26 protein-coding genes are annotated in these 24995 nt (G+C 63.8%); 15 read left to right on the top strand and 11 right to left on the bottom strand.

What is annotated here, in order from left to right:
• Window positions 1–20: 20 nt before the first annotated feature.
• On the bottom strand, window positions 21–3416 hold the full coding sequence (locus ACEW7X_RS13450; protein ID WP_068366810.1) for an Rne/Rng family ribonuclease: 3396 nt from the start codon (window positions 3414–3416) through the stop codon (window positions 21–23).
• 525 nt (window positions 3417–3941) lie between these two features.
• Here ACEW7X_RS13450 and ACEW7X_RS13445 point away from each other — a divergent pair.
• From ACEW7X_RS13445 to ACEW7X_RS13430, 4 genes are all read left to right on the top strand, one after another.
• Window positions 3942–4928 (top strand): RluA family pseudouridine synthase, encoded by a 987-nt coding sequence (locus ACEW7X_RS13445; RefSeq protein WP_127775050.1) that lies wholly within the window; start codon window positions 3942–3944, stop codon window positions 4926–4928.
• 11 nt (window positions 4929–4939) lie between these two features.
• Window positions 4940–5596 carry an HAD-IA family hydrolase gene (locus tag ACEW7X_RS13440; protein ID WP_068366808.1) on the top strand — a complete coding sequence of 219 codons (657 nt, stop codon included), beginning with the start codon at window positions 4940–4942 and terminating at the stop codon, window positions 5594–5596.
• Window positions 5597–5609: 13 nt separating this feature from the next.
• The gene (locus ACEW7X_RS13435; RefSeq protein ID WP_130486597.1) at window positions 5610–6530 is read left to right on the top strand and encodes a DMT family transporter; all 921 of its coding nucleotides are present in this window, start codon (window positions 5610–5612) and stop codon (window positions 6528–6530) included.
• A 104-nt stretch (window positions 6531–6634) separates the two neighbouring features.
• A complete protein-coding gene (locus ACEW7X_RS13430; protein WP_420177308.1) occupies window positions 6635–7843 on the top strand; it encodes a benzoate/H(+) symporter BenE family transporter in 1209 nt (402 codons plus the stop codon).
• Between the two features lie 50 nt (window positions 7844–7893).
• Here the strand turns inward: ACEW7X_RS13430 and ACEW7X_RS13425 are convergent, their stop codons facing one another.
• From ACEW7X_RS13425 to ACEW7X_RS13400, 6 genes are all read right to left on the bottom strand, one after another.
• Window positions 7894–9345 (bottom strand): amidase, encoded by a 1452-nt coding sequence (locus ACEW7X_RS13425; protein WP_420177307.1) that lies wholly within the window; start codon window positions 9343–9345, stop codon window positions 7894–7896.
• A gap of 67 nt (window positions 9346–9412) precedes the next feature.
• Window positions 9413–10603 carry an ABC transporter substrate-binding protein gene (locus ACEW7X_RS13420; RefSeq protein ID WP_420177306.1) on the bottom strand — a complete coding sequence of 397 codons (1191 nt, stop codon included), beginning with the start codon at window positions 10601–10603 and terminating at the stop codon, window positions 9413–9415.
• Between the two features lie 83 nt (window positions 10604–10686).
• Window positions 10687–11400 carry an ABC transporter ATP-binding protein gene (locus ACEW7X_RS13415; RefSeq protein ID WP_420177305.1) on the bottom strand — a complete coding sequence of 238 codons (714 nt, stop codon included), beginning with the start codon at window positions 11398–11400 and terminating at the stop codon, window positions 10687–10689.
• Window positions 11394–12161, bottom strand: a complete 768-nt coding sequence (locus ACEW7X_RS13410; RefSeq protein WP_068366796.1) for an ABC transporter ATP-binding protein — start codon at window positions 12159–12161, stop codon at window positions 11394–11396. Before ACEW7X_RS13410 ends, ACEW7X_RS13415 begins: the two co-directional genes overlap by 7 nt.
• Window position 12162: 1 nt before the next feature.
• Complete coding sequence (locus ACEW7X_RS13405) at window positions 12163–13089, bottom strand: branched-chain amino acid ABC transporter permease (protein ID WP_127775046.1); 927 nt, start codon at window positions 13087–13089, stop codon at window positions 12163–12165.
• A 16-nt stretch (window positions 13090–13105) separates the two neighbouring features.
• Entirely contained in the window at window positions 13106–13978 is an 873-nt protein-coding gene (locus ACEW7X_RS13400; RefSeq protein ID WP_068366792.1) for a branched-chain amino acid ABC transporter permease, read from the bottom strand.
• A 169-nt stretch (window positions 13979–14147) separates the two neighbouring features.
• Between ACEW7X_RS13400 and ACEW7X_RS13395 the strand changes: the two genes are divergently transcribed.
• Entirely contained in the window at window positions 14148–15059 is a 912-nt protein-coding gene (locus tag ACEW7X_RS13395; RefSeq protein WP_420177304.1) for a LysR family transcriptional regulator, read from the top strand.
• Here the strand turns inward: ACEW7X_RS13395 and ACEW7X_RS13390 are convergent.
• From ACEW7X_RS13390 to ACEW7X_RS13375, 4 genes are read right to left on the bottom strand one after another with little or no spacing between them, the layout of a single operon-like run.
• Window positions 15056–15907, bottom strand: coding sequence for an N-acetylmuramoyl-L-alanine amidase (locus ACEW7X_RS13390; RefSeq protein WP_420177303.1), 852 nt, complete (start codon window positions 15905–15907; stop codon window positions 15056–15058). The genes ACEW7X_RS13395 and ACEW7X_RS13390 overlap by 4 nt on opposite strands.
• Window positions 15908–15912: 5 nt before the next feature.
• Window positions 15913–16638: an SAM-dependent methyltransferase gene (locus tag ACEW7X_RS13385; protein ID WP_068366788.1), complete on the bottom strand. Its 726-nt coding sequence runs from the start codon at window positions 16636–16638 to the stop codon at window positions 15913–15915.
• Window positions 16635–17240 carry a Maf family nucleotide pyrophosphatase gene (locus ACEW7X_RS13380; RefSeq protein WP_372726476.1) on the bottom strand — a complete coding sequence of 202 codons (606 nt, stop codon included), beginning with the start codon at window positions 17238–17240 and terminating at the stop codon, window positions 16635–16637. Before ACEW7X_RS13380 ends, ACEW7X_RS13385 begins: the two co-directional genes overlap by 4 nt.
• Window positions 17241–17273: 33 nt before the next feature.
• Window positions 17274–17438 carry a hypothetical protein gene (locus tag ACEW7X_RS13375; protein WP_420177302.1) on the bottom strand — a complete coding sequence of 55 codons (165 nt, stop codon included), beginning with the start codon at window positions 17436–17438 and terminating at the stop codon, window positions 17274–17276.
• A 44-nt stretch (window positions 17439–17482) separates the two neighbouring features.
• On the opposite strand from ACEW7X_RS13375, the gene ACEW7X_RS13370 reads away from it, so the two are divergent.
• The 10 genes from ACEW7X_RS13370 (at window position 17483) to rpoE (ending at window position 24991) form a co-directional block, all read left to right on the top strand.
• Complete coding sequence (locus tag ACEW7X_RS13370; protein ID WP_253099639.1) at window positions 17483–18022, top strand: YceD family protein; 540 nt, start codon at window positions 17483–17485, stop codon at window positions 18020–18022.
• A gap of 88 nt (window positions 18023–18110) precedes the next feature.
• Window positions 18111–18293, top strand: coding sequence for a 50S ribosomal protein L32 (gene rpmF, locus ACEW7X_RS13365; protein WP_068366782.1), 183 nt, complete (start codon window positions 18111–18113; stop codon window positions 18291–18293).
• Window positions 18294–18367: 74 nt separating this feature from the next.
• Entirely contained in the window at window positions 18368–19411 is a 1044-nt protein-coding gene (plsX, locus tag ACEW7X_RS13360) for a phosphate acyltransferase PlsX (RefSeq protein WP_420177301.1), read from the top strand.
• Between the two features lie 10 nt (window positions 19412–19421).
• Entirely contained in the window at window positions 19422–20396 is a 975-nt protein-coding gene (locus ACEW7X_RS13355) for a beta-ketoacyl-ACP synthase III (protein WP_278857685.1), read from the top strand.
• Window positions 20397–20431: 35 nt separating this feature from the next.
• Window positions 20432–21367, top strand: coding sequence for an ACP S-malonyltransferase (gene fabD, locus ACEW7X_RS13350; protein WP_420177300.1), 936 nt, complete (start codon window positions 20432–20434; stop codon window positions 21365–21367).
• 17 nt (window positions 21368–21384) lie between these two features.
• Window positions 21385–22119: a 3-oxoacyl-ACP reductase FabG gene (gene fabG, locus ACEW7X_RS13345; RefSeq protein WP_127775039.1), complete on the top strand. Its 735-nt coding sequence runs from the start codon at window positions 21385–21387 to the stop codon at window positions 22117–22119.
• A gap of 181 nt (window positions 22120–22300) precedes the next feature.
• Window positions 22301–22540, top strand: a complete 240-nt coding sequence (gene acpP / locus ACEW7X_RS13340; protein ID WP_068366772.1) for an acyl carrier protein — start codon at window positions 22301–22303, stop codon at window positions 22538–22540.
• A 162-nt stretch (window positions 22541–22702) separates the two neighbouring features.
• The gene (gene fabF / locus ACEW7X_RS13335) at window positions 22703–23932 is read left to right on the top strand and encodes a beta-ketoacyl-ACP synthase II (RefSeq protein WP_068366770.1); all 1230 of its coding nucleotides are present in this window, start codon (window positions 22703–22705) and stop codon (window positions 23930–23932) included.
• Window positions 23916–24395 (top strand): protein YgfX, encoded by a 480-nt coding sequence (locus tag ACEW7X_RS13330; protein ID WP_127775037.1) that lies wholly within the window; start codon window positions 23916–23918, stop codon window positions 24393–24395. The genes fabF and ACEW7X_RS13330 overlap by 17 nt, the downstream gene beginning before the upstream one ends.
• Window positions 24392–24991, top strand: coding sequence for an RNA polymerase sigma factor RpoE (gene rpoE / locus ACEW7X_RS13325; protein WP_068366767.1), 600 nt, complete (start codon window positions 24392–24394; stop codon window positions 24989–24991). Before ACEW7X_RS13330 ends, rpoE begins: the two co-directional genes overlap by 4 nt.
• Window positions 24992–24995: the final 4 nt, after the last annotated feature.

Raw genomic sequence — 24995 nt, 5'->3', positions numbered from 1 at the left:
CGCAGGGGCCGCAGCGTGGCTCAACCGGCGTGAGGGGCGTCCGCGTCAGCGGTTTCCACTTGCTGCAGGGCAACAGGTGCCGGCGCGGCAGCAGCCGTCTTGCGCGGGCGGCCCAGCTTGACGGGGGGCGCAGCGCTGGCTGCCGGCGTGACGGCATCGTGGCGGGTCTCGACCCACTGCAGGCCTGCGGCGGCGATGACGGATTCCAGGGGCTGAGCCTGACCGTTGGCGCTACCGTGGCTGCCAGCGGCAGCACGCACCTGGATGGCTTGCTCGACCACCGTTTCGATGTTGCTGACGGTGCTTGCAACCGGTTCAGCGGTTTGTGCTGCCTGTTCCGCCTGTGCTGCTTCTGCCATTTCTACCGTTTGTGCGGCGGGTGTGGCGACTGCTGCTGCCGTGTTTTCGGCTTGTACGGCCTGCACCGGCGCCTGTTCCACCTGTACGGCGGGCTCGGCTTGTTCCGGCTGCGCGGCCTGGGCCGCGTTGGTCGTTGCTACGGCATCGGCAGCCTGCTGTTCCGCGGGTTGCGCAGCCGTGATTTCCACTACGACGGCCGCATCGTCAGAGGCGCTGATGCTGCCTTCGGCGGTGGTGGCGGTAGCGCTGGTCTCGGCAGTTTCCACGGCTGCAGCCAGCGTTTCCTGCGTGGCAGATGCCTGTTCCGGTGCTACGGTGGCGTCGGCCTGAACCGGCTGGGCTGCCGCTTCCTGGGGTTCAGCAAGGCTTGCAAGGGCTTCGGCAGCCGCCGGTTCCTGTGCGGCTTGTACGGCTTCTTGCGCCTGTGCCGGCGTGGTGCTGACAGCGGCGGGTGCAGCGGCTTCGGCAGCGGGGCTGGCGTCGTCGGCTAGCGTCGTTGCGGGCGCTTCAGCGGCAGGGGTGATTGCCGGAGCAACGGCCTGGGCTTCCGAGGCTTCTGCGCTCTGTACGGTAGCGGCAATGGCGGCAACGGCAGCGACCGGTGTGGCTGCGCTGGTTTCGTCATCGGCTGCTGCCTGGACGGAGCTGCCATCTTCGTTGCTGTTTTCGCCATCAAGCTGCGTGCCGTTCTCGTCGCCGGTCTGACGGCGGCCACGACGGCTGCGGCGACGGCGGCGCTTGCGTTCCGGATCGGCTTCACCGTTGTCGTCAGCGCCGTCCTGGCGCAGTGCATCCAGGTCCTGGCTGTCATCGACCTGGTCCAGGGATTGCGCGGCGGCTACCGGCGCGGCCTGCGGTATGCCGGCTTCCGCCGTGGCGTTGGCGGCAATGCCGGCGGCGGCCACGGGCAGGACGCTGGCGTTCGTGTCCGTCGTCTGGACGTCGCCGTTCAGGGCGAGATCTTCACGGCGGCCACCACGGCTGCGGCTGCGGCGGTTGCGGGAGTTGCGCGGGCTGCCGTCTTCACCTTCGGCGGCGGCGGGCACGGGGGCCTGGGCATCTTGGTGACGGGTGGCGACCTGGTGCTGGCGCACGGCATCGCGGGCATCCGCGTTGCGGGGCGTGCGCGGCTGGCGGCGTTCCTGTTGCTGGCTGGCAGCGGTACTGCCGGCTTCTGTGGTTTCCGGAGCGCGGCGTTCGCTGCCATTGCGGCGATTATTGCGCTGGCGTTCGCCGTTTTGCTGGCGCGAATCCGACTGGCGGCGCGAGGATGCGCCTTCCGGACGAGCGCCGGCGGGCTTGGCGCTGGCCGGCTGCGCGGCAGGCTTGCTTTCCGCCGTGCTGCCGCCGAACCAGGCGGCAATACGCTTGAACAGGCCGGCAATGCCGCCGGCAGCGCTGTCGCTGGTACCTGCGGCAGCGGCGGCAGGACGCGGCGTATGCAGCGGTGCGGGAGTTTCCGGCGTCACACCCTTGACCAGGGCTTCCTGGCGCGGCTTGGTGTTTTCTTCGCGAGCCTTCCAGACCGAGACTTCGGCGGCGGCTTCAGCCAACGTGAAGCTGGGCTTGGTTTCTTCCAGGCGCGGATCGTCGTGACGCAGGCGCTCCAGGCTGTGGTGCGGCGTTTCCAGGTTCTTGTTCGGAATCAGGATGACGTTGACCTTGAGGCGTGCCTCAAGCTTGGCGATATCGCCGCGTTTTTCGTTGAGCAGGAAGGTGGCGACATCCACCGGCACCTGTGCATGCACGGCGGCGGTGTTGTCCTTCATGGCTTCTTCCTGGATCAGGCGCAGGATGTGCAGCGCGCTGGATTCCGCGTCGCGGATCACGCCGGTGCCGTTGCAGCGCGGGCAGGTGATGTGCGAGCCTTCGTTCAGGGCCGGGCGCAGGCGCTGGCGCGACAGTTCCATCAGGCCGAAGCGCGAAATCTTGCCCATTTGCACGCGGGCACGGTCGAAACGGAGGGCATCGCGCAGGCGCTGTTCGACGGCGCGCTGGTTCTTGCTGTCCTCCATGTCGATGAAGTCGATCACGATCAGGCCGCCCAGGTCGCGCAGGCGCAGCTGACGGGCCACTTCGTCGGCGGCTTCGAGGTTGGTGCGCAGCGCGGTTTCCTCGATGTCGGCGCCACGCGTGGAGCGGGCCGAGTTGACGTCGACGGCGACCAGGGCTTCGGTATGGTCGATGACCACCGCGCCGCCGGAGGGCAGTTCCACCGTGCGGGCGTAGGCGGTTTCGATCTGGTGTTCGATCTGGAAGCGCGAGAACAGCGGGATATCGTCACGATACCGCTTGACGCGGTTGACGTTGTCCGGCATCACGACGCTCATGAAAGCCGTGGCCTGATCGGCGATGTCGTCGGTGTCGATGAGGATTTCACCGATATCTGGCGAGAAATAATCGCGGATGGCGCGGATGACCAGGCTGGATTCCAGGTAGATCAGCACCGGCGCAGCGTTGTCACGCGCGGCGGTGTCGATGGCATCCCAGAGCTGCTGCAGGTAGGAGAGGTCCCACTGCAATTCTTCCACACTGCGACCGATGCCGGCAGTGCGGGCGATGACGCTCATGCCTTGCGGAATGTTGAGCTGGTCCATCGCGTCGCGCAGTTCCTGGCGCTCTTCGCCCTCGACGCGGCGCGAAACGCCACCGCCACGCGGGTTGTTGGGCATCAGGACCAGATGGCGGCCAGCCAGCGAAATGAAGGTGGTCAACGCGGCACCCTTGTTGCCGCGTTCTTCCTTCTCGACCTGGACGATGATTTCCTGGCCTTCGGTCAGGGCATCCTGGATGCGGGCGCTGCGAACTTCAACGCCGTCCTTGAAGTAGCTGCGCGCGACTTCCTTGAACGGCAGGAAGCCATGGCGCTCTTCGCCGTAATTGACGAAGCAGGCTTCCAGGCCTGGTTCGATACGGGTGATGACGCCCTTGTAGATATTGCCTTTGCGTTGCTCGCGGCCGGCAGTCTCAATGTCTAGGTCGATGAGCTTTTGCCCGTCGACGATGGCAACGCGCAGTTCTTCCTGGTGCGTTGCATTGAACAGCATGCGCTTCATGAGTGATGTTCTCCGTTGTATGGCGAGCCGAAATCGACTCGTCACCTCGGGTCACTGGCGCAGCGGGCTGAAACGGGGGGCAGGCGGCGCCGTGCGAACGGCAACCGCTCTTGGCGGTCAGGCCGGCACGGCACGCCTTGTTGGGGCGCGGGGTTCTGTTAGCAGTCGGGAGGTCAGGGGCACAATGGTATGTGTTGACGGATGGCGGTTGCTTTGGAACACAACAGCCTCCATTTCTAGAATGGCGGCTGGTGCAGGAAATGACGACTTGTTTTGCCTTTTCGCTTCAGGACGCATACGGATGCAACGGGCGCTCGTGCAGGGGTAGCCTTGTCGGCTTTTCCGAGCGGCGCCTCGGTTGGATCGGCGACCATGTGACCCCAAGGAGCGCCTGCTCTGGCAGTACAATGTTTTCACCGACGGAGACGCGGTTTCGTATCTCTACGTCGAGTGGCGGCAGGCACACCTTTTTTAGGGTGAAACGATTATATGCCGCTTTTCGCAATGCGCAAACAAATATAAATAATGTCAGAATCACCAGTGGTACGCCTCGTCGAGGTGACCGAAGAACATGCGGGCCAGCGTCTGGATAACTTTCTTTTGCGCATGTGCAAAGGGGTGCCGAAAAGCCATATCTACAAGGCCATACGCGGCGGCCAGGTACGCATCAACAAGGGCCGTTGCAGCGCTGACAGCCGCCTGGAACCGGGCGACACCGTGCGCATTCCGCCCTTTCGCCTGCCGGCCGAAACGGCCCAGGCGCCGGTGCCGGGCTGCGAGTTTCCCATCGTCTATGAAGATGACGCGCTGCTGGTGGTCGACAAGCCGGCAGGGGTGGCGGTGCATGGCGGCAGCGGCGTTTCCTTTGGCGTCATCGAACAACTGCGCGCCGCGCGGCCGCAGGCGCGGTTCCTGGAGCTCGCCCACCGCCTGGACCGCGATACCTCGGGCCTGTTGCTGGTGGCGAAAAAACGCAGCGCGCTGCTGGGGTTGCACGAAATGTTCCGCGAAGGGCGGGGGCGCAAGCATTATTTCGCGCTGGTGCACGGCGATTGGGTCAACGGCCGCCAGCATATCCGCCTGCCTTTGCTGAAATGGCTGACGCGTACCGGTGAGCGCCGCGTGCGGGTCGATGAGCAGGAAGGTCAGGCCGCCCATACCATCATCAGCCTGGAGCGCCGCTATGGCGAGGTCTCCCTGGTGGATGCGGAACTGCGCACCGGACGCACGCACCAGATCCGGGTGCACCTTTCGGCAAGTGGCTTTCCCATCGTGGGCGACGACAAATATGGCGACGAGGCAGCCGACGCGGCGCTCGTGGCCAAGGGCTTCCGACGCATGTTCCTGCATGCTCACCGGCTGGAGATTCCCCATCCGGTGAGCGGCGAAGCCCTGCGCCTGGTAGCGCAATTGCCACCAGAATGTGAGAATCTCCTTCTTGTGCTGGACAAGGCGTCCGGTACGGGCGGTGCGCCTGCCCAAGGCCAGCCTCGCCGCACCGGGAAATATTGAGGAGCAGCTGCATGCAGTATTCAGTCGTTGTGTTTGATTGGGATGGAACCTTGATGGATTCCACGCCCAGTATCGTTACGGCCATTCAGAATGCCTGCCGGGACCTGGACCTGCCGGTGCCGGCAGCATCCAGCGCGAGCTGGGTCATCGGCCTGTCGCTGGACGCGGCGCTGACGAAAGTGGTGCCCGACCTGCCGCCATCGCTGCTGCCTCGTTTCATTGAACGCTACCGTATCCATTACCTGTTGCGGGATCCTGATCTGCGCCTGTTCGATGGCATTCCCGACCTGTTGTCCGAGTGGGGCAAGCAGGGGGTGCGGCTGGCCGTGGCGACTGGCAAGAGCCGGGCCGGGCTGGATCGCGTGATTCGCGGTTTCGGCCTGGAAGGGGTGTTCGAGGCGACCCGCTGCGCTGACGAAACCCATAGCAAGCCGCATCCGGCGATGTTGCATGAGCTGATGGAAGAACTGATGGTGCCCGCCGAGGAGGTGCTGATGATCGGGGATACCTCCCATGACATGCGCATGGCGAACAACGCCGGGGTGCATGGCCTGGGGGTGACCTATGGTGCACATCCGCTGCCGGAACTGCTGGCAGGCGAGCCGCTGCATGTGGTCGATAGCGTGACCGCCATGCGTGAATGGGTGCAGCCGCGCCTGCGCGGCTGAAGCAGAGGCATCTATGTCAGTTGTTTCCGCCGCGCGGGCCGGCGTGGGTGCCGCTTCGCCCGCCATGCGCGGCATTCTCTGCCTGCTGTGCGGCATATTTTTCCTGACAATCAGTGATTCCCTGGCGAAATGGCTGGGCGGCACCTACGCGCCGGTGCAACTGCTGTTCCTGCGCGGCTCATTGGCGGTGCCTATCATGCTGGTGCTGATCCTGGCGCTGGCCGGGCGGCCTGCCCTGCGCACGCGCTATCCGGGCCTGCACCTGTTTCGCGGCTTCCTGAATGTAGTGTCGGCCAGTTTTTTCTACTACGGGCTGACACAACTGCCGCTGGCGGAAAATACGGCCATCGCCTTTTCTGCGCCGCTGTTCGTTACCTTGCTGTCGGTGCTTTACCTGAAGGAACAGGTGGACGGCAGGCGCTGGGCCGCAGTGATCGCTGGCTTTGCCGGGGTGATGATTGTCGTGCAGCCGGGCGGGCCTGCGTTCCAGCCGGCTGCGCTGTTCCCGCTGGCGACCGCCTTCGGCTATGCCGTCATGATGGTGAGCGCGCGTGGCATTGGGCGCGAGGAAGGGCTGCTGACCACCATGTTCTATATCGCGTTGGCGCAGGTCATCGTCGCCGGCGCGGTCGTGGCCTGGTTCTGGCAACCCATCAACCAGGAAATCCACTGGCTGGGGCTGACGGGCATGGCCATCTGCAGCACGGCCGGGTTGGGCTTGATCACGCAGGCGTTCCGCATTGCGCCGGCATCGGTGGTAGCGCCGTTCGACTACAGCGGCTTGCTGTGGGCAGGTATTTTCGGCTGGCTGTTCTGGGATGAGGTGCCGGGCTGGATCGCCTGCCTGGGAGCGGCGCTGATTGCCGCCAGCGGTATCTATATTGCATGGCGCGAATCCCGGGCCGGTGGACGCCAGGACGCGCAGACCACTTGACGGTGGCGGCCTGTCAGGCCGATGACAGCCGGAATCTGCGATAGTCTGCCAAGGAAGAGGGGCGGCTCCGCCCGCATCGGGTCGGCAGGGAAAACAACAACAGCATGGAGAAAAACATGGCCGGGCAGTGGCAGGATGACGAAGCGGGACTGAATTTCTGGAAAGACCTATCACCGTCCAGCATCGTCGCCGGCGCGGTTGCCGTCCTGGTGGGGTTCGCCAGCTCGGCCGTTATCGTGTTCGAGGCTGCCCGCGCCAGCGGCTATGACGAAGCCGGCATTGCCTCCTGGATGTGGGCCCTGTGTCTGGGGTGCGGCCTGACGGGTGTTGGCCTGTCATTGCGCTACCGGCAGCCGGTGGTGACTGCGTGGTCCACGCCGGGGGCCGCCTTGCTGGCAACGACTTCCGGCCTGACACCGGAACTGGCTTCGGGGGCCTTCGTCATTTGCGGTGCCCTGATCTTCATCTGCGGCGTGACGCGCTGGTTCGAACGAGCCATGTCGCGCATTCCCCTGTCCCTGGCTGCTGCCATGCTGGCAGGCGTGCTGCTGCGGTTCGGCATGGACCTGTTTCTTTCCATGAACAGTGCCTTGACCCTGGTGGGCCTGATGTTCCTGGCCTTCTTCATCGTCAGGCGCATCCTGCCGCGCTATGTCATCCTGGTGGTGCTGCTGGTGGGAGGCATCTGCGCCGGCCTGCAGGGCGATCTGCACTGGGAGAAGGTCAGCCTGACGCTGGCAATGCCGCAATGGACCACGCCCGCCTTCAGTCTGTCGACCGCCATCGGGGTGGCATTGCCGCTGTTCATGGTGACCATGGCGTCGCAATACGTGCCTGGCATCGCCACACAGCGTGCTTCCGGCTACGACGTGCCGATTTCTCCGCAGGTCAGCTGGACCGGGCTGGCGACCCTGCTGCTGGCGCCTTTTGGTGGCTATGCCATCGGCCTGGCCGCCATTACCGCTGCCATCTGCATGGGCACTGATGCCCATCCGGACCCGCGCCGCCGCTATACCGCCGCTGTGGCATCAGGGGTGTTCTATCTGGTGGTGGCCCTGCTTGGGGCGACGGTCGTTTCTTTCCTGGCGGCCCTGCCCCGGGAAATGGTGCTGGCGGTGGCCGGGCTGGCGCTGCTGGGCACCATGGGCAACAGCCTGTCGCTGGCCATGCGTGATGAATTCCGCAGGGATGCGGCCATGGTGACCTTCCTGGCCACGGCTTCTGGTGTGACGCTGTTCGGGATAGGGTCGGCGTTCTGGGGATTGGTGGGTGGCGGCCTGGTCATGCTGCTGAACGGTCAGCGGCGGGTTTGATCCGCCGCTGACCGGGCCCGTGCCGGGCAGGGATCGCCCGGCGATGGGGCTTATGCCACCGTGGCTGGGGTGGCGACCAGACAATCCGGCCGGCGGTGGAACCATGGACGGGCGGCTTCCAGCTGGCTGGCCAGGCTGAATAACAAGGCTTCTCCGCCCAGTGCGGCGGCAAATTGCACGCCAATGGGCAGTCCGTCTTCATTCCAGTACAGCGGAACCGACATGGCCGGCTGGCCGCTGGCATTGAAATAGGGCAGGAACGCGGTGTATTTCAGCGTGGCGCTGCGGTGCGCGACATATTCCTTGTCTGCGGCATAGCGGCCCAGCTCGACCGGCGGCTCCGTCAGGGTTGGGGTCAGCAGGACATCGTATTGGCCCATCAGGCGTCCCAGATGGCGCCCGATGCTGTGCATCATGCTGACCGAATCGAAATATTCGACGGCGGAATGGCTGCGGGCAAACTCGACGGCGCTGAAGACAGATAGTTCCAGGTCATCATGGGTGGCGTGGCGTCCCAGCGCCTGCTCGCGGGCGCGGATGGCGGAGGCCATGCCGGAGGCGACGATCAGGCGCATGGCGTGACCGAAACGTTCATAGTCGATTGCCGCCGGGAAGTCGGTGGGTTCGACTTGATGGCCCAGCGAGGCGCAAAGCGCGGCGGCATCCTCGGCGGCAGCCAGGCAGTCGGGATGGACGGGTTCGCCGGAAGGCGAGCGGGTGATCAGGCCGATGCGCAGTTTTCCGGGAGGCTGGCCGGCTGCCTTGAGGAAGGAGCCGCTGAAAGGCGGCGCGGCATAGGGCGTGCCTGCGTCCATGCCATGGCTGAAGTCCAGCATGGCGGCGCTGTCGCGCACCGAACGCGAAATGACGTTGTCGCCCGCCAGCCCGCCCCAGCCCTCGCCCCCAGTGGGGCCGGTGGGGTTGCGCATGCGCGAAGGCTTGAAGCCGAACAGGCCGCAGGCCGAGGCCGGGATACGCAGCGAACCGCCGCCATCGCCACCATGGGCTACCGGCACGATGCCTGCGGCGACAGCCACGGCCGAGCCGCCGCTGGAGCCGCCGCCGGATCGGTTCAGATCCCAGGGATTGCGGGTCGGACCGCCATAGGCAAGGGCTTCGGTGGTGCAATTGGCCCCGAATTCGGGTGTGGTAGTGGTACCGAAAATAACCAGTCCGGCACGGCGGTAGCGTGCCACCAGTTCCGAATCCTCGGTAGAGCGTTCGCCCTGGAAAAAGCGAGAGCCGTTGCCCAGCGGCAGGCCGGCAGCCGTTGCCGACAGGTCTTTCAGCAGGAAGGGGACGCCATAGAACGGGCCATTAGGGCTGGCCTGGCCTATGCTGTCGCGCCCAGCCTGGGCGTCGTAATAGGCGATGCAATTGAGTGCCGGGTTGAGCGCCTTGACCCGGGCGATGGCTTCCTGCAGCAGTTCTTCGGCAGACACTTCGGCCCGCCTGACGGCTGTGGCGAGGTCAATGCCATCACAATATTCGTATGTATCCATGAGTCGGGAGTAAACGGAATTGGGGGCGGAAAGAGGCAGGCCGCCAGCCTGGCGGCCTGGGTGGGGGTTATTGCTCGACGGGGACGATCTGGCCGTTTTCGAAGCGGGCCAGCAGCACCTTGCCGTCATTCTGGTTATTGCTGTCCCACTGGATGGGGCCCAGCAGCGTTTCGGATCCATCGAGCATCGCCAGGCCCTTCTGGATATCCGCCGCGCGGTTGCCGCCGCCCCGGCGCGCCGCTTCCACGATGGCTTCGACTGCGGCGAAGGCTGCCGCGTCAAATGCGCTGGCCTCGGTGCCGTACTTCTGCTTGAAGGCGGCTTCGAAGGCAGCATGGCGCGGGTCGGAGCCGGCGGCCCAGTTGGTCGGGAAGATGACGCCTTCCGCAGCGTTGCCGGCCAGTTCGGCGAACTTGGGAACACCTTGTCCCATGTTCACGACAAGTTGGCCTTCTATGCCCAGCTCTTTGACCTGGCGTGCAATGATGGAGCCTTCGGTGTAGTAGCCATGAACCAGCAGAACGTCGGGGTTCTGCTTGCGGATATTGGTCAGCTGCGCCTTGAAGTCGGTTTCGCCGCGGTTGTATTCTTCGTATGCCACGACTTCACCGCCCAGTGAACGGATCAGGTCGGCCGCACCCTTGGTGGGCGGCTTGCCGTAATCGGAGTTTTCGGCCAGGAAAGCGAAGCGGCGCTTGCCGTGTTCCGTGAAGAAATGCTCCATGGCCTTGGCATCGAGCTGATTGTCGGTCACATTGACGCGCCAGACATAGCCGTATCCCTGGTTGGTGATGGTCGGCGAGCCGGCCACGCCCACGACCAGCGGAATCTTGGATTTTTCATTTTCCCGTGAGAATGCAATGGTGACGAGGCTGGCGGACGAGCCTGCGATGACATCGACATTGCGTTGGGAAATCAGCTTCTTGGCTGCGTTGATGCCGGCCGTGGGATCGCTTTTGTCGTCTTCCGCGAAGATTTCTATGGCCTGGCCGTTAACGCCGCCTTCCGCATTGATCAGGTCTATGGCCAGGCGCGTGCCCTTGTAGTGGGCTTCGCCGTAGGCGGCACCCGGGCCGGTAATGGATTCGATGAAGCCCAGGCGCATGGCCTGCGGGCTGCTGTCGGCGCCCGCCGTGCCGCTGGTGCTCGCAGCCGGTTGCGAGGCCTGGGTGTCGTTGCGGTTGCAGGCGCTCAGTCCGACCGCGAGCAGGACGGCGGCCAGGATGCCCAGGCGCAGTTTGGGTTGATGATGTTGCATGTCTCTCTCCTTGTTATCAAGATAGGTGCCCGCGCAGCGCGGCGTGCGATGACGCGGGCTTATGCCTGCTTAACTGATCCTGCTTAATCTTCTATGCCCAGATAGGCCTTCCTGACGGTATCGCTGGCCAGCAGCGCGGCGGCGCTATCGGCGCCGACGATATGGCCGGTTTCCATGAGGTAACCGCGCTGGGCGGTCTGCAAGGCCAGGGTGACGTTCTGTTCCACCAGAAAAATCGTGGTGCCAGCCTGATGGATTTCCTTGAGTTTTTCCATCAGTTCAACCACGACCAGCGGCGCCAGTCCCAGCGAGGGTTCATCCAGCAGCAGCAGGCGCGGGCGGCTCATCAGTGCGCGGCCGATCGCCACCATCTGCTGTTCACCGCCGCTCATGGTGCCGGCGCGTTGCTGCCAGCGTTCCTTGAGGCGCGGGAACTGCGCGACGATCCGTTCCAGATCAGTCTCGATGTCGTCCTTGGAGGCGTTGCGGATCTGCGCGCCTATCATGAGATTCTCGGCGACGGTGAAGTCCGGGAACACGCGTCGGCCCTCGGGCACGATGCTGATACCGCTGCGCACGATGGACTCGGTCGATTGGCCGGCCAGGCTCTTGCCGTCGAATTCGATGTTGCCCTGGCTGGGCCGCACCAGGCCCAGGATGGCCTTCAGCATGGTGCTTTTGCCCGCGCCGTTCGCGCCGATCAGGGTAACGAACTCGCCAGCGGCAATTTCCAGGGAGCAGCCCTTCAGGGCTTCGATATGGTCATATCGGGCACTGAGATTGTTTAGTTTCAGCATGCTTGTTTTGCTCCTTCGCCCAGATAGGCGGCGATGACCTGAGGGTCCTGCTGGACGGCCTCCGGGGTGCCATCGGCGATTTTGGTGCCGTAGTTCAGGACGACGATATGGCTGCACAGCTCCATGACGAGCCGGATGTCGTGCTCGATGAGCACCACCGTGTAGCCCTTGTCGTGCAGCCGGCGCACCAGCGCCTTGAGCGCGATGCGTTCCTGCAGGTTGAGGCCGGCAGCGGGTTCGTCGAGCAGGATGATGCGCGGGTCGGTCGCCAGGGCGCGGGCGATATCCAGCTGGCGCTGGTCGCCATAGGGCAGGTTGCCTGCCAGTTCATCGGCCTTGCCGGCCAGGCCGACATCTTCCAATAGCGCCAGCGCATGCTGGCGGGTGGCTGCGCGCTCCCGGCGTTCCCCTGGCGTGCGCAGCACGGAGGCGAACACGCCGGCGCGGGTGCGGGCCTGGCGGCCGATCATGACGTTCTCCACCAGCGTCAGTTCCGGAAATACCATGACGTGCTGGAAGGTACGGGCTACGCCCAGGCGGTTGATCTGGTGCAGCGAGAGCCTGCTGATCTCGTGCTCGCCGAAATGCACCGAGCCGCTGGTCGGGGTATAGATGCCGCTGACGACATTGAACAGCGAGGTCTTGCCTGCGCCATTGGGGCCGATCAGGCCGGTCACGGTGCCGGGCTGGATGGTGAACGAGACATCGGTGAGTGCCCGGACGCCGCCGAAGGCCAGGCTGACATTATTGACGGTCAACATCTTATTTTGCCTCCCGGCTGCTAATGCGCTGTATCAGTGAAATCAGGCCTTTGGGCATGAAAAGTATGACCAGGGCCAGCATGAGGCCGTAGACCAGCACGTTGTATTCGCCGAATTCCTGCGCGTATTCCTCCATGATGGTCAGCGAGAATGCACCCAGCAAAGCGCCCGGCAGACTGCCTATGCCGCCGACGAAGGCCATGATCAGGAACAGGATCGACACGTTGGTCCCCAGGCGGTCGGGGTCGATGAAGCCGTCGTAGTGGGCCAGTAAGGTGCCGGCGAATGCCGCGAAAAGAACGCTGATGGTGAAGGACAGGACCTTGTAGCGGAATACCGGGATGCCCAGCGACTGTGCGGCCAGTTCATTGTTGGCGATGGCCTGCAGGGCGTCGCCAGTGCGGGAGGCCACGATGCGGTGCAGGATCAGCAGGCCCAGGGCCATGATGATGAGCACGTAGTAGTAATAGCCCAGGCCGCCGTCGAGCTCGAAGCCCCAGAACTCGGGCGCGGGGATGGCCGTCAGGCCGGAGGGGCCGCCGGTGATCGTTGCGTTCTTGATCAGCGTCTGGATGATGACGGCCACGGCGATACTGGCCAGCGCCAGGTAATGCCCGCTGGTGCGCAGCACAATCATGCCTACCAGTGCGCCGACCAGGCCGGTGGCAGCGGTAGCGCCGAGCGCGGCCAGCAGGTAGGGCACGCCGGCCTTGGCCAGGATGCCGGAGATATAGGCCGCCAGGCCGAAGAAGGCCGCATGGCCCAGCGAAATCTGCCCGGTGCAGCCGACGAACAGGGTCAGGCCCATGACCACGATGGCGTAGGTGGCCGCGCGTATCGACAAGTGGGTGATGAATGGATCGTTGAGCAGCGCGGGCAGCAGCAACAGCAGGATGGCCGCGAGGGCGGCAAGGTATTTGCGATTCATGGCAGGCGTGCTCCGCTCAGACTTTTTTCACGACTTTCTTGCCCAGGATGCCGTTGGGCTTGAGCAGGATGATCAGCAGCAGGATCGAAAAGGACACCATGTCCTTGTAGGCGGAGCTGAGCGCCAGCGTACCGAACTGCTCGATGATGCCCAGGGCGTAGCCACCGAACACCGCGCCCGATACCAGGCCCAGGCCGCCCAGCAGGGCGGCGGTAAAGCCCTTGAGCATGATGAGGTTGCCCATGTCGAAGCTGAGTACGGCAATGGGAGCGTAGACGACGCCGGCCACTGTTCCCAGCAGTGCACTGAGCGCGTAGGTGAAGCAGTTGATGCGGGAGACGTTGATGCCCATCATGCGCGCCGTGGTCTTGTCCTGCGCGACGGCGCGCGCCGACAGCCCGATCTTGGTTTTCGTGAACAGCCAGTACAGCGCGGCCATCATGATCAGGCTCACGGCGATGATGAGCAGATATTGCATGCCTATCTGCACGCCGCCGATGTCGATCACCTTGTCGCTGAACGGCGGGAAGCGGTAGGCCGAGGAACCGAAAATGAGCTGGGCTGCGCTGCGCAGCAGGATGAACAGCGCGACGGTCATCATGAACAGGGTGAGCGGGCTGGCGTTCTCGATGCGCCGCAGGAAAACGCGTTCCAGCGCCGCGCCCAGCGCCAGTGCGGAAGCCATGGCGCAAGGCAGCGCCAGCCAGATGGGCAGGCCGGCATCCACATGAAAGACATAGCCCATGAAGGCGCCTGCCATGAACAGTTCGCCCTGGGCGAAATTGATGAGGTCCATGCCGCGATAGACCAGGGTGATGCCCAAGGCAATGAGCGCGTAGGTGCTGCCTACGGATAATCCATAGAGCAGCTGTTGCAGAAACTCTGTCATTCAGTTTGTCTCCGAAGGGGAAGCGGGCATCCCGCGAGGGTATGGATCCGCCGTGTTTTATGTTTTGTGACAGCTAGCGTATCCAATGGTGGTATAAAAAAGAAGTGCTTAATTTTTTAGGTATTGATGCATTAAATGCATATCAGGGGGTGGCATGGAGTTGCGGCATTTGCGTCATTTCGTCGTGGCGGCGCAGCAGGAGAATATTGCTTCCGCTGCCCGCATCCTGTGCATGGTGCAGCCTGCGCTGACACGCTCCATCCAATCCCTGGAGGACAGCGTGGGCGTGCGGCTGTTCGTGCGGCATGCGCGGGGCGTCAAGCTCACGCCGGCGGGGCAGCAGTTCTACCAGGACGCCGTACGCATCCTGCAGCAGACGGCGCAGGCCTGTAACAACGCTATCCAGGCCAGCGAAGGCGTGCTGGGCAACCTGCGCCTTGGGGTCAGCCCGCAGCACGTCTGGCTGCCCCTGATACGAAGCATGTTGGCCCGCTTCCGGAATGACCATCCCCAGGTCACGCTGGCGCTGAACATGCTGCAATCGGGCGGTCAGCTCGACGCCATCCGCCGCGGGGAACTGGACGCGGGGTTCATGTTCATGCGTCCCAGGGAGGATCCGGCGCTGTCGGGCATCCTGATCCACGAGGAAAGCCTGGTGCTGGCCGTACCGGAGAACTCGCCTTATGCCAGTGCGCCGCCAGCGCGCCTGTGCGAACTGTCCGGCGAGGCCTATATCGGTACACCCAAGGAATCATCGCTGCACTTCAATGATTACGTGGAAAGCGAATACCGGCGCCTGAATTTCAAGCCCAGGGTGGTCCAGATGGGCAACAACTTCCTGGTCATGCTGGGGCTGGTGGCGGCGGGCATGGGCATTGCCATCGTGCCCGGCGTGAGCCGGGTCATGCATCCTCACGGGATCGTGTTCCACAAGGTGCCCGACCTCGATACGCAGCTCGATCTAGAGCTGGTCTGGCGCACGGATGATGATTCCCCGGTGCTGGCGCGCTTTCTGGACGTGGCCTATGCGGCTGAGCGTCCAGTGCCGGCCGGGCCGGGGGGCGTCGGGGAGCAGGTCTAGCGCAGGGCTTGCAGGACTGCCGCAGTTTCTGCATCCGGCAGGCCGTCGCTGCGCGCCGGTCGATAGTGCATCTGGAACGCAGCAATGGTTTTTATCGTTGCTTCGTCGAAGTTGCCGGTGCGTTCGATACCGTAGCCGACGCGGGTCAGGTTTTCCTGGAACCAGGCGGCATCGGGTACGCCCTTGGCTTCGAAGGCCAGGCGGAAATCGGCGGCCAGCGCTTCGTCGTACCAGCGGCCCAGGCCGGCTGCGGCCAGGCGCTTCCAGGGAAAGAGAGGGCCGGGGTCCTGTTTGCGGGTAGGGGCGATATCACTGTGGGCCACGATGTTTCGTGGCTCGACGCCGTGGCGCTGGGCAATGTCCTGGACCAGCGCGATGATGGCCTGGATCTGGGCTTCACTGAAAGGGTGGGGCCAGGCACGGCCGCCGCGGCCGTCGTCGACCCATCCGGGATTGACGATTTCTATGCCGATGGAACTGGCATTCAGCCAGGTGTAGCCGTACCAGCTGCTGGGGCCCGCATGCCAGGCGGCACGGTTTTCGTCCACCAGGGCATAGACCTTGCCCGGCAGCTCGTCGCTGACCAGATAGTGGCTGCTGACCTTGCCCTGGCTCAGCAGTTGCAGCGAACGGGCGCGGTCGGAAGCGGTGTAGTGCAGCACGATGAAGCGCACGCGGCTGCTCTGGCTGGCAGCCTGCAGGCTGTCGTCCAGCGTGTAGGGCCGTGATGGCGCCGTCGCGCAGCCTGCCAGCGCCAGTGCGTAGAGCAATCCCGCTAGGCCATGGCGGCGCAGGCGCAGCCATGGAAGGATGCGGGCTTGCGGGGCGGAAAGGCGGAGGCTGCGCATGAGGGTCATTTTCCGTGGGCCAGGAAAAGGAACAGGGTCGGGTGCTTGCCCAGCTCGGGCGGCGGGTTCTTGCGCCATTCGGCGATGGTGCGCGTGCACACCCATTCATCGCCGGTGGTCAGGGCGCGGGCCAGGCACAGCCGGGTGTCGGGTCTCAGGGTTTGCAGCAGCGCATCCACCATGGCGGCATTGCGGTACGGTGTTTCAATGAAGAGCTGTGTTTGTGACAGTTGGGCCGAGGTGCGTTCCCATTGTTGCAGCGAGCGTGCGCGCGAGGGGGCGTCCTTGGGAGGATAGCCATGAAAAACGAATTGCTGGCCATTCAACCCGCTGGCCATCAGGCCGAGCAGCAGCGAGGAAGGGCCGACCCAGGGGCGCACCCTGAGACCCAGCTCATGGGCCACGCGGGCGGCATTGGCGCCAGGGTCGGCCACGGCCGGGCAGCCGGCTTCCGATACCAGCCCGATTTCGCCGCCGGCCTGGAAGGGCTTGAGCCAGCGGGTGATGGTTGCCGCGTCGGTCGAGGCGTCGATGGCGTGTATCGTGATGTCGCGCAAGGGTTTTTCCGCGCCGACCAGTTTCAGGAAGGCGCGGGCGGTCTTGGCGTTCTCGGCGATATAGGTATCCAGGCGCGCCGCCAGCGCGCGCGTGTCTTCGGGCAGCCAGGCGGACAGGGGGGCATCTTCGCCCAGGCCGACCGGAATCAGGTGCAGGGTGCCGCTGGTGTTCATGCCGCGGCTCCCTGAGTGGCCGACAGGCCGAAGTGCCGCAGCATGCGGCTGAGCGCGATGAGCGGCAGGCCGATGATTGCCGTGGGGTCGTCGCTGCGCATGCGTTCCATCAGCGTAATGCCCAGGCTTTCCGCCTTGGCGCTGCCGGCTGTATCGAAGGGCTGGTCAGCAAGCAGGTAAGCGGTGATTTCTGCATCGTCCAGCTGACGGAAATGGCACTCGGTGATGATGTCGTCGTGCAGGACGGTATGGCCATCGGTCACCGCCAGCGCGGAATGAAAAGTAACGATTTGCCCGGACAGGCGGCGCAACTGTTCCAGCGCCTTGTCGAAACTGCCGGGTTTGCCGATGGGGTCGTTGCCCAGTGTTGCAACCTGGTCCGAGCCGATGACAATGCTGCCGGGCCGCTGGCGCGCCACCGCCTGGGCCTTGGCGATGGACAGGCGCAGGGCCAGCGCGGCCGGCATTTCGCCGGGCTGTGGCGTTTCGTCCACATCGGGTGAAATGCTTTCGAAAGGCAGGGCAAGCCGTTCCAGCATGCCCCGGCGGTAGCGGGACGACGAGGCGAGGATCAGCTGCGGATGTGGGGAAGAGGCTGGCAGGGAGGAGGGCATATGCGAGTCTGGAATTGACGGTCAATCTGCAATCACGGTATTATCGCCCGTTTCGCTATGTTTTGTTCCGTAGCGGCTTTCCGCTTTGCCGGGGGTTTTACCGATTCCGGTGATGCCGGAGGTTCGGCCGGGGGCGTCTTTTTTGTGCGCCAGCCGGGATCCTGACGGGGCAAGCGTAACAAGCATGCGGCGGATCAAGCAGGTAACGCATTCGCTTCGAGGGGCTGGACATGGGTGCTGTCGTCGATATTTTCGCGTTTGTGCGTACACGCCGCCAGACCCGGGGCGAGCAGCCCCTGGCGCGCTTCACGCGCCTGGTGTCGGATTTGCCGGAACAGCCCCAGGGCGAGGCCGGCATGGTGCGCTGGCAGGCTGAAGGTGTTGCCGGCCGCCACGGTGAATCGTTGTTGCGCCTGCGGGCGCAGGCGCAGCCAGTCGTGATGTGCCAACGCTGTTTGGTGCCGTTTGTCTGGCCGGTCGATGTCGATACGCTGTTGCAGCCTGTCGCCGACGAGGCCCGGCTTGAAGGTGACGCCGAGTCGGATGATTCCGGCGATGACGGCGAAGAGGATGAGCCAGAGAAAATTTTGGGTTCGTCGCGCTTCGATCTGCTGGAGCAGGTCGAGGATGAGTTGATTTTGAGTATTCCCTACGCGCCCCGGCACGATGTCTGCCCGGACGCGTCGGCGGCGGGTGCCGGGGATGAGCAGGAAGCGCCCGCAGCAAAACGGCCTTCACCTTTCGCGGTGCTGGCCAAACTGAAAAAGTAAAGTGCCCTTGCCGGGGTGTCCGGCGAGGGGTTAGCGGTTAATCAGGCCGGCTTGTCGTACAATCCGTTCCGTTTTCCAGGAGTCCATCATGGCTGTTCAACAAAACAAAAAGAGTCCGTCCAAGCGCAACATGCACCGTTCGCATGATTTCCTCACGAATCCGCCGACGGCGATCGAGCCCAACACGGGCGAAATCCACCTGCGCCACCACATCAGCCCCAACGGCGTGTATCGTGGCCGCAAGGTGCTGAAGACCAAGAACGACGAGTAATTGACGGTCTGCGGTCTGATGCAAAAACACGCCCGGCGATACTCGCCGGGCTGTCGAACAAATAGCTGGCGATTGTGATACGCATCGCGATAGATTGCATGGGTGGCGATTTCGGCCTGCCCGTCACGGTACCGTCTGCGCTGGATTTTGCCAGCAGGTTCGCTGATGTCCATTTGCTGCTGGTCGGGCAGCCTGGCGCCGTATCTGCTGCATTGGCGGCTGATGCGCGTTCGCGCGTGCTCGCCGACAGGGTGGAAGTCGTGCCTGCCACGGAAGTCGTGGCGATGGACGATCCCGTCGAAGTGGCCTTGCGCCGCAAAAAAGACTCCTCCATGCGCGTGGCCGCCCAGGCTGTCAAGGATGGGCGGGCGGATGCCTGTGTGTCCGCCGGCAATACCGGCGCCTGGATGGCGATTACGCGCTATGTGCTGAAAACCCTGGACGGCATTGACCGGCCAGCGATCGCGACGTCCATTCCCAACCAGTTGGGTGGGGCGACGATCATGCTGGACCTGGGCGCCAACGTCGACTGTTCCGCCGAGCACCTGCTGCAATTCGGCATCATGGGCGCCGCCCTGGCACAGGGGCGCGATGCGTCTGCACGTCCTAGCGTGGGCTTGCTGAACATCGGCGAGGAAATCATCAAGGGTAATGATGTCGTGAAGCACGCCGCCGTGCTGCTGCGCGACAGCCCGCTGAATTTCTACGGCAATGTCGAAGGCAATGACATCTTCAAGGGCACGGTGGACGTCGTGGTCTGCGATGGCTTTGTCGGCAATGCCGTGCTCAAGGCCATGGAAGGCATTGCCAAGATGCTGGGCAGCATGATCCGCGAGGAATTCCAGCGCAATGCCTATTCCATGATGTCGGGAATGATCGCCAAGCCGGTGCTCAATCGTTTCAAGGATAGGATGGATCATCGTCATTACAATGGCGCAGCATTGCTGGGCTTGCGGGGCGTGGTCATCAAAAGCCACGGCTCGGCAGATAGCTATGCTTTCGGCTTTGCGCTGCAGCGCGCGCGCGACGCGGTCGCGAAAGGCGTGCTGGAACGTACCGCATCCTATATTGCGCAGATGACGCAGCAGGGTGGCGAGTCCCTGGAAACGCCTACTTAATGGAAAAGCTATGCAATATGCCGTGATCGCCGGGACGGGCAGTTTCCTGCCGCCGCGCAGTGTTTCCAACGATGAGCTGGCCGCCGACCTGGCTGCGCGCGGCGTGGAAACCTCCGATGAGTGGATTGTGACGCGTACAGGCATACGGCAGCGTCACCTGGCCGAACGCGGCGTGCGCACCAGCGAGCTGGCGACACGCGCGGCATTTGCTGCGCTGGAGAATGCCGGCGCCAAGGCGGAAGAGGTCGATCTCATCATTCTGGCCACCTCCACACCGGATTTCGTTTTTCCCAGCACCGCTTGCCTGGTTCAGGCCAATATCGGTGCGGCCAATGCCGCCGCCTTCGATGTGCAGGCGGTCTGCAGTGGTTTCGTGTACGCACTGAGCACGGCGGATGCCTTCATCCGCGCGGGCCGTGCGCGTTGCGCGCTGGTCATCGGTGCTGAGGTGTTTTCCAGCATCCTTGACTGGAGCGATCGTGGCACTTGCGTGCTGTTTGGCGACGGTGCCGGTGCTGTCGTGCTGCGTGCGGCCGAACAGCCTGGCGTGCTGGCCGCCCACCTGCAGGCTGATGGTTCGCAGAGCAAGATTCTATGCGCGGCGGGTAACGTCGCCTATGGTGAAGTCTTTGGCGATCCCTTCCTGCGCATGGACGGGCAGGCGGTATTCAAGCAGGCCGTCACGGTGCTGGACCGTTCCGCACGCATCGTCTGCGAGCAGGCTGGCATCAGCCTTGCCGATATCGACTGGATGGTGCCGCACCAGGCCAATGTCCGCATCCTGACCATGCTGGCGCGCAAACTGGGCGTGCCGCTGGAACGGGTGGTCGTGACGCTGGACAAGCACGCCAATACCTCTGCCGCCAGCGTGCCGCTGGCCCTGGATACCGCGCGCCGCGATGGCCGCATCCAGCCTGGCCAGCATGTGCTGCTGCAAGGCGTGGGTGGCGGTTTCACCTGGGGCTCGGTGCTGGTGCGCATGTAATTGCCCCCAGACATCATCAAACAGGAGACGCATTGATGAAACTCGCGTTCGTCTTTCCGGGCCAGGGCTCGCAATCAGTAGGCATGCTCGATGCCTGGGCCGGGCAGGCCGATGTGGCTGCCGTGCTCGCCGAAGCCAATGCAGCGCTGGGTGAAGACCTGGCCGCGCTGATCGCCCAGGGGCCTGCGGAACAACTCAACCTGACGACCAATACCCAGCCCGCCATGCTGGTGGCTGCTGTTGCAGCCTACCGCGCCTGGCGCGCGGCGGGTGGCGCGCAGGGCGCCGTGATGGCAGGCCATAGCCTGGGCGAGTATTCTGCGCTGGTCGCGGCGGGCGCTCTGTCGCTGGCCGATGCCGTGCCGCTGGTGCGTGTGCGCGCCAATGCCATGCAGCAGGCCGTGCCGGTGGGCGAGGGCGGCATGGCCGCCATTCTCGGCCTGGACGACGATACCGTGCGTGCCGTCTGCCGTGACGTAGCCCAGGGCGAAGTGGTCGAAGCCGTGAATTTCAATGCGCCTGCGCAAGTCGTGATCGCTGGCCACAAAGGCGCGGTCGAGCGTGCCTGCGCAGGTGCCAAGGCAGCTGGCGCCAAGCGTGCGCTGCCATTGCCGGTCTCTGCACCGTTCCATTCCAGCTTGCTGCGCCCGGCCGCCGATGTGCTGGCGCAGGCGCTGGCGGGCGTAGCGGTCAATGCACCTGAAGTGCCTGTCATCAATAACGTCGATGTGGCCGTGGAAACGTCCCCGGACGCCATCCGCGACGCGCTGGTACGCCAGGCCTGGCATCCGGTGCGCTGGGTGGAAACGATCCAGGCCTTCCGCGCCCAGGGCGTGACCCATATCGTCGAATTCGGGCCGGGCAAGGTACTGACCGGCCTGGTGCGCCGCATCGAACCGGAAATCACTGCCCTGTCGGTAGCTGACCCTGCCTCGCTGGAAGCGGCCCTGGCCGCGCTGGCAGGCGCCTGAGGATCAAGGAACGAATTATGGAACTGCAGGACAAGATTGCACTGGTGACGGGGGCTTCCCGTGGTATCGGCCGCGCCGTGGCGCTGGAGCTGGCGGCACGCGGGGCGACGGTCATTGGTACGGCGACTTCCGAATCGGGCGCGCAGGACATCAGCGCAGCGCTGGCAGCCCAGGGCGGCCGCGGCGTAGTGCTCAATGTCAATGACCCCGCCGCCTGCACGGCGCTGGTCGACGAGCTGGCGGCCCAGGGCGGCCCGCACATCCTGGTCAACAACGCGGGCATTACCCGCGACATGCTGGCCATGCGCATGAAGGACGAAGATTGGGATGCCGTGCTGGCAACCAATCTCACCGCGGTGTTCCGCATGTCGCGCGCCGTCATGCGCCCCATGATGAAGGCCCGCTGGGGCCGTATCATCAACATCACGTCGGTCGTTGGCGCCAGCGGCAATGCCGGTCAGGCCAACTATGCCGCCGCCAAGGCTGGTGTTGCCGGCATGGCCCGGGCGCTGGCCCGCGAGCTGGGCAGCCGTGGAATCACGGTAAACTGCGTTGCGCCGGGTTTCATCGAAACTGACATGACGCGTGCGCTGGGCGAAAATCAGACCAGCGCGCTGTTGTCACAGATTCCCCTGGGCCGCCTCGGCGATCCGGCGGATATCGCTCATGCGGTGGCCTTCCTGGCCGGACCGCAGGCAGGTTACATTACGGGCAGCACGCTGCACGTGAACGGTGGCATGTATATGCAGTAATGCCGCTGTGCCAGCCGCCTGGCGGCCCTGAAACAGGGCTGCGGAAGGCTGGTGCTTTTCAGAGGCGTACGCCGCGCAGCGGGCAATTGCGCGTGTACATGTTTTTTTTGTCACGGCCGGTGTTTGAAAATTTTCACGCTTGGCTATAATTCGCGGGATTTTTCCCCATTTGGAGATCTGCATGGAAAGCATCGAACAGCGCGTCAAGAAGATCGTCGCTGAACAACTTGGCGTCAACGAAGCCGAGGTCAAGAACGAATCTTCCTTCCTTGACGACCTCGGTGCCGATTCGCTCGACATGGTCGAATTGGTCATGGCGCTGGAAGACGAATTCGAAACCGAGATCCCCGACGAAGAGGCGGAGAAGATCACCAACGTTCAGCAAGCCATCGACTACGTCAGCGCTAACCTGAAGTCGTAATTCTTGTTGTCTGTTCTAGGTAACGGGCGCGCCTGGCGCGCCCGTCCGTCAGGCGGTTACTGAAGACTAGCGACGTATTCCGATCGACCGGTCATCCTGGCTGATACGGCATTTGTCGTGGTCTGCAGGCCGCCTTTTCTTTGTCTGTTTTAGGAGTCACCCGTGAAGCGACGTGTCGTGATTACAGGCCTGGGTATCGTCAGCCCCGTCGGCAACGACATCGCTACGGCATGGGACAACATCGTCAACGGACGGTCCGGGATCGGGCGCATTACCCGCTTCGATCCGTCTGGTCTGACGGCCCAGATCGCCGGCGAAGTAAAAGATTTTGATGTCACGCAATACATTCCCTCCAAGGAAGCGCGCCAGATGGATACCTTCATCCATTACGGCGTGGCTGCAGGGGTGCAGGCGTGGCAAGATAGCGGGCTGGAAATTACCGAAGCCAATGCAGACCGTGTCGGCGTCATCGTCGGTTCGGGTATTGGCGGCCTGCCCCGTATCGAAGAAACCCAGACGGAGTATCTGGAGCGCGGCGCGCGCCGTATTTCCCCGTTCTTCGTGCCGGCTTCGCTGATCAACCTCATTTCCGGCCAGCTGTCCATCCGTTTCGGCATGCGTGGGCCGAGCTATGCCGTGGTTTCGGCGTGTACGACCGGTCTGCACAGCATCGGTGATGCTGCCCGCCTGATCGAATACGGCGATGCCGACGTGATGCTGGCTGGGGGGGCGGAATCCACCGTGTCGCCGCTGGGCATCGGTGGCTTTGCCGCCATGCGTGCCCTGTCGCTGCGCAATGATGATCCGGCAACGGCATCGCGTCCCTGGGACCGCGACCGCGACGGTTTCGTTCTGGGCGAAGGTGCAGGCGTGCTGGTGCTGGAAGAATACGAACATGCGCGCAAGCGCGGTGCCCGTATCTACGGCGAATTCGCTGGCTATGGCATGAGTTCCGACGCGCATCACATCACTGCCCCGAACCGCGAGGGGCCGGCCCGTGGCGTGCAGAACGCGTTGCGCAACGGCGGCATCAACGCCGAAGACGTGAGCTACGTGAATGCGCATGGTACTTCGACGCCGCTGGGCGACAAGAACGAAACCGAAGCGCTGAAACTGGCCTTTGGCGATCATGCGCACAAGCTCGTCATCAATTCCACCAAATCCATGACCGGCCACTTGCTGGGAGCGGCAGGTGGCATTGAAGCCGTGTTCACGACCCTGGCCGTCTACAACCAGGTTTCGCCTCCGACCATCAACCTGTTCAACCAGGATCCCGAATGCGATCTGGATTACTGCGCCAACCAGGCGCGTGACCTCAAGATCGACGTGGCCCTGTCGAACTCCTTCGGTTTCGGTGGCACCAACGGCTCTATGGTTGTCCGCAAGGTCTGATACCGTGGATTCCGCCGGACAGGGCGTGCTGCTGGTCGTGCCCGGTGGCTCCAGGCGCCGCCGGGTGCTGGTTCTGGCCATGAGCCTGGCGGCAGGCGCATGCCTGGCGCTATTTCTGTCCTGGTGGATGGCGGACATCCGGCTGGCTTTGCTGGCTGGCCTGTCCGCCATGCTTTTGATGGCCTGGCGCGAGTACCATCTGGTAGCGCGCCAGGGCATGCTGCGCGTCGATGCCCAGGGCCGCGTCAGCCTGGCCACTGCCTCGGGTTGGCAACCGGCTCGGTACTGGTCGGCTCAGGCCTCGCCTGCTTGCCTGGCGCTGCGGCTGGAAGTGCCGCAAGGCGTGCGGAACATAACGATCTGGCGCGATGCCGTCGAGCCGGCAGGCTGGCGGCGCCTGAATCTGCTGGCGGTGCGCCAGCGGTCCAATGCGGGCGAGCCGCGTCAGGGAGGGACTGCATGAGTGAAAAAGAGGTCGATAGCGCCCTGGTCGCAAGGGTGCAGCAAGGCGACAAGACTGCGTTTGATCTGTTGGTGCGCAAGTACCAGCGCAAGATCATGCGTTTGCTGTCGCGCATGATCCGCGACCCGGCAGACCTGGAAGACGTCGCGCAGGAAACTTTCATCAAGGCCTACCGCGCCTTGGGCCAGTTCCGTGGCGAAAGCGCTTTCTATACCTGGCTGTATCGTATTGCCATCAATACCGCGCGCAATTGGCTGTCGGCTTCCGGTCGGCGTCCCAGCGGCAGCGGCATGGTGGAAAACGAGGACGGTGAAACTTTTAGCGAAACCGACAACCTAAGCGATATCAGCACACCAGAATCGGTGCTGGCCAGCCGCGAAATTGCCGCGACGGTCAATGCAGTGATCGAGGAACTGCCGGAAGAGCTGCGTACGGCTATCGTGCTGAGGGAAATAGAAGGGATGAGCTACGATGAAATTGCTCAGACCATGAATTGCCCCATTGGGACGGTAAGGTCGCGGATTTTCCGCGCGCGGGAGGCGATCGCCGCCCGCTTGCGTCCGTTGCTGGATACGGACCAGGAACGACGCTGGTAAGGAG

It is taken from the genome of Kerstersia gyiorum (genome assembly GCF_048595715.1).
GTDB lineage: Bacteria > Pseudomonadota > Gammaproteobacteria > Burkholderiales > Burkholderiaceae_B > Kerstersia > Kerstersia gyiorum.
This window is presented reverse-complemented; position numbering and strand designations above follow the sequence as displayed.

Coding starts and splice junctions, on each gene's coding strand:
- ACEW7X_RS13405 (WP_127775046.1), bottom strand. CDS start 13,089: ATGAATCGCAAATACCTTGCCGCCCTCGCGGCCATCCTGCTGTTGCTG.
- fabD (WP_420177300.1), top strand. CDS start 20,432: ATGAAACTCGCGTTCGTCTTTCCGGGCCAGGGCTCGCAATCAGTAGGC.
- rpmF (WP_068366782.1), top strand. CDS start 18,111: ATGGCTGTTCAACAAAACAAAAAGAGTCCGTCCAAGCGCAACATGCAC.
- rpoE (WP_068366767.1), top strand. CDS start 24,392: ATGAGTGAAAAAGAGGTCGATAGCGCCCTGGTCGCAAGGGTGCAGCAA.
- ACEW7X_RS13430 (WP_420177308.1), top strand. CDS start 6,635: ATGGAGAAAAACATGGCCGGGCAGTGGCAGGATGACGAAGCGGGACTG.
- ACEW7X_RS13440 (WP_068366808.1), top strand. CDS start 4,940: ATGCAGTATTCAGTCGTTGTGTTTGATTGGGATGGAACCTTGATGGAT.
- ACEW7X_RS13410 (WP_068366796.1), bottom strand. CDS start 12,161: ATGTTGACCGTCAATAATGTCAGCCTGGCCTTCGGCGGCGTCCGGGCA.
- fabG (WP_127775039.1), top strand. CDS start 21,385: ATGGAACTGCAGGACAAGATTGCACTGGTGACGGGGGCTTCCCGTGGT.
- ACEW7X_RS13375 (WP_420177302.1), bottom strand. CDS start 17,438: ATGCTTGTTACGCTTGCCCCGTCAGGATCCCGGCTGGCGCACAAAAAA.
- ACEW7X_RS13390 (WP_420177303.1), bottom strand. CDS start 15,907: ATGCGCAGCCTCCGCCTTTCCGCCCCGCAAGCCCGCATCCTTCCATGG.
- ACEW7X_RS13450 (WP_068366810.1), bottom strand. CDS start 3,416: ATGAAGCGCATGCTGTTCAATGCAACGCACCAGGAAGAACTGCGCGTT.
- ACEW7X_RS13385 (WP_068366788.1), bottom strand. CDS start 16,638: ATGAACACCAGCGGCACCCTGCACCTGATTCCGGTCGGCCTGGGCGAA.
- ACEW7X_RS13445 (WP_127775050.1), top strand. CDS start 3,942: ATGTCAGAATCACCAGTGGTACGCCTCGTCGAGGTGACCGAAGAACAT.
- ACEW7X_RS13355 (WP_278857685.1), top strand. CDS start 19,422: ATGCAATATGCCGTGATCGCCGGGACGGGCAGTTTCCTGCCGCCGCGC.
- ACEW7X_RS13415 (WP_420177305.1), bottom strand. CDS start 11,400: ATGCTGAAACTAAACAATCTCAGTGCCCGATATGACCATATCGAAGCC.
- ACEW7X_RS13435 (WP_130486597.1), top strand. CDS start 5,610: ATGTCAGTTGTTTCCGCCGCGCGGGCCGGCGTGGGTGCCGCTTCGCCC.
- ACEW7X_RS13400 (WP_068366792.1), bottom strand. CDS start 13,978: ATGACAGAGTTTCTGCAACAGCTGCTCTATGGATTATCCGTAGGCAGC.
- ACEW7X_RS13420 (WP_420177306.1), bottom strand. CDS start 10,603: ATGCAACATCATCAACCCAAACTGCGCCTGGGCATCCTGGCCGCCGTC.
- ACEW7X_RS13425 (WP_420177307.1), bottom strand. CDS start 9,345: ATGGATACATACGAATATTGTGATGGCATTGACCTCGCCACAGCCGTC.
- ACEW7X_RS13370 (WP_253099639.1), top strand. CDS start 17,483: ATGGGTGCTGTCGTCGATATTTTCGCGTTTGTGCGTACACGCCGCCAG.
- acpP (WP_068366772.1), top strand. CDS start 22,301: ATGGAAAGCATCGAACAGCGCGTCAAGAAGATCGTCGCTGAACAACTT.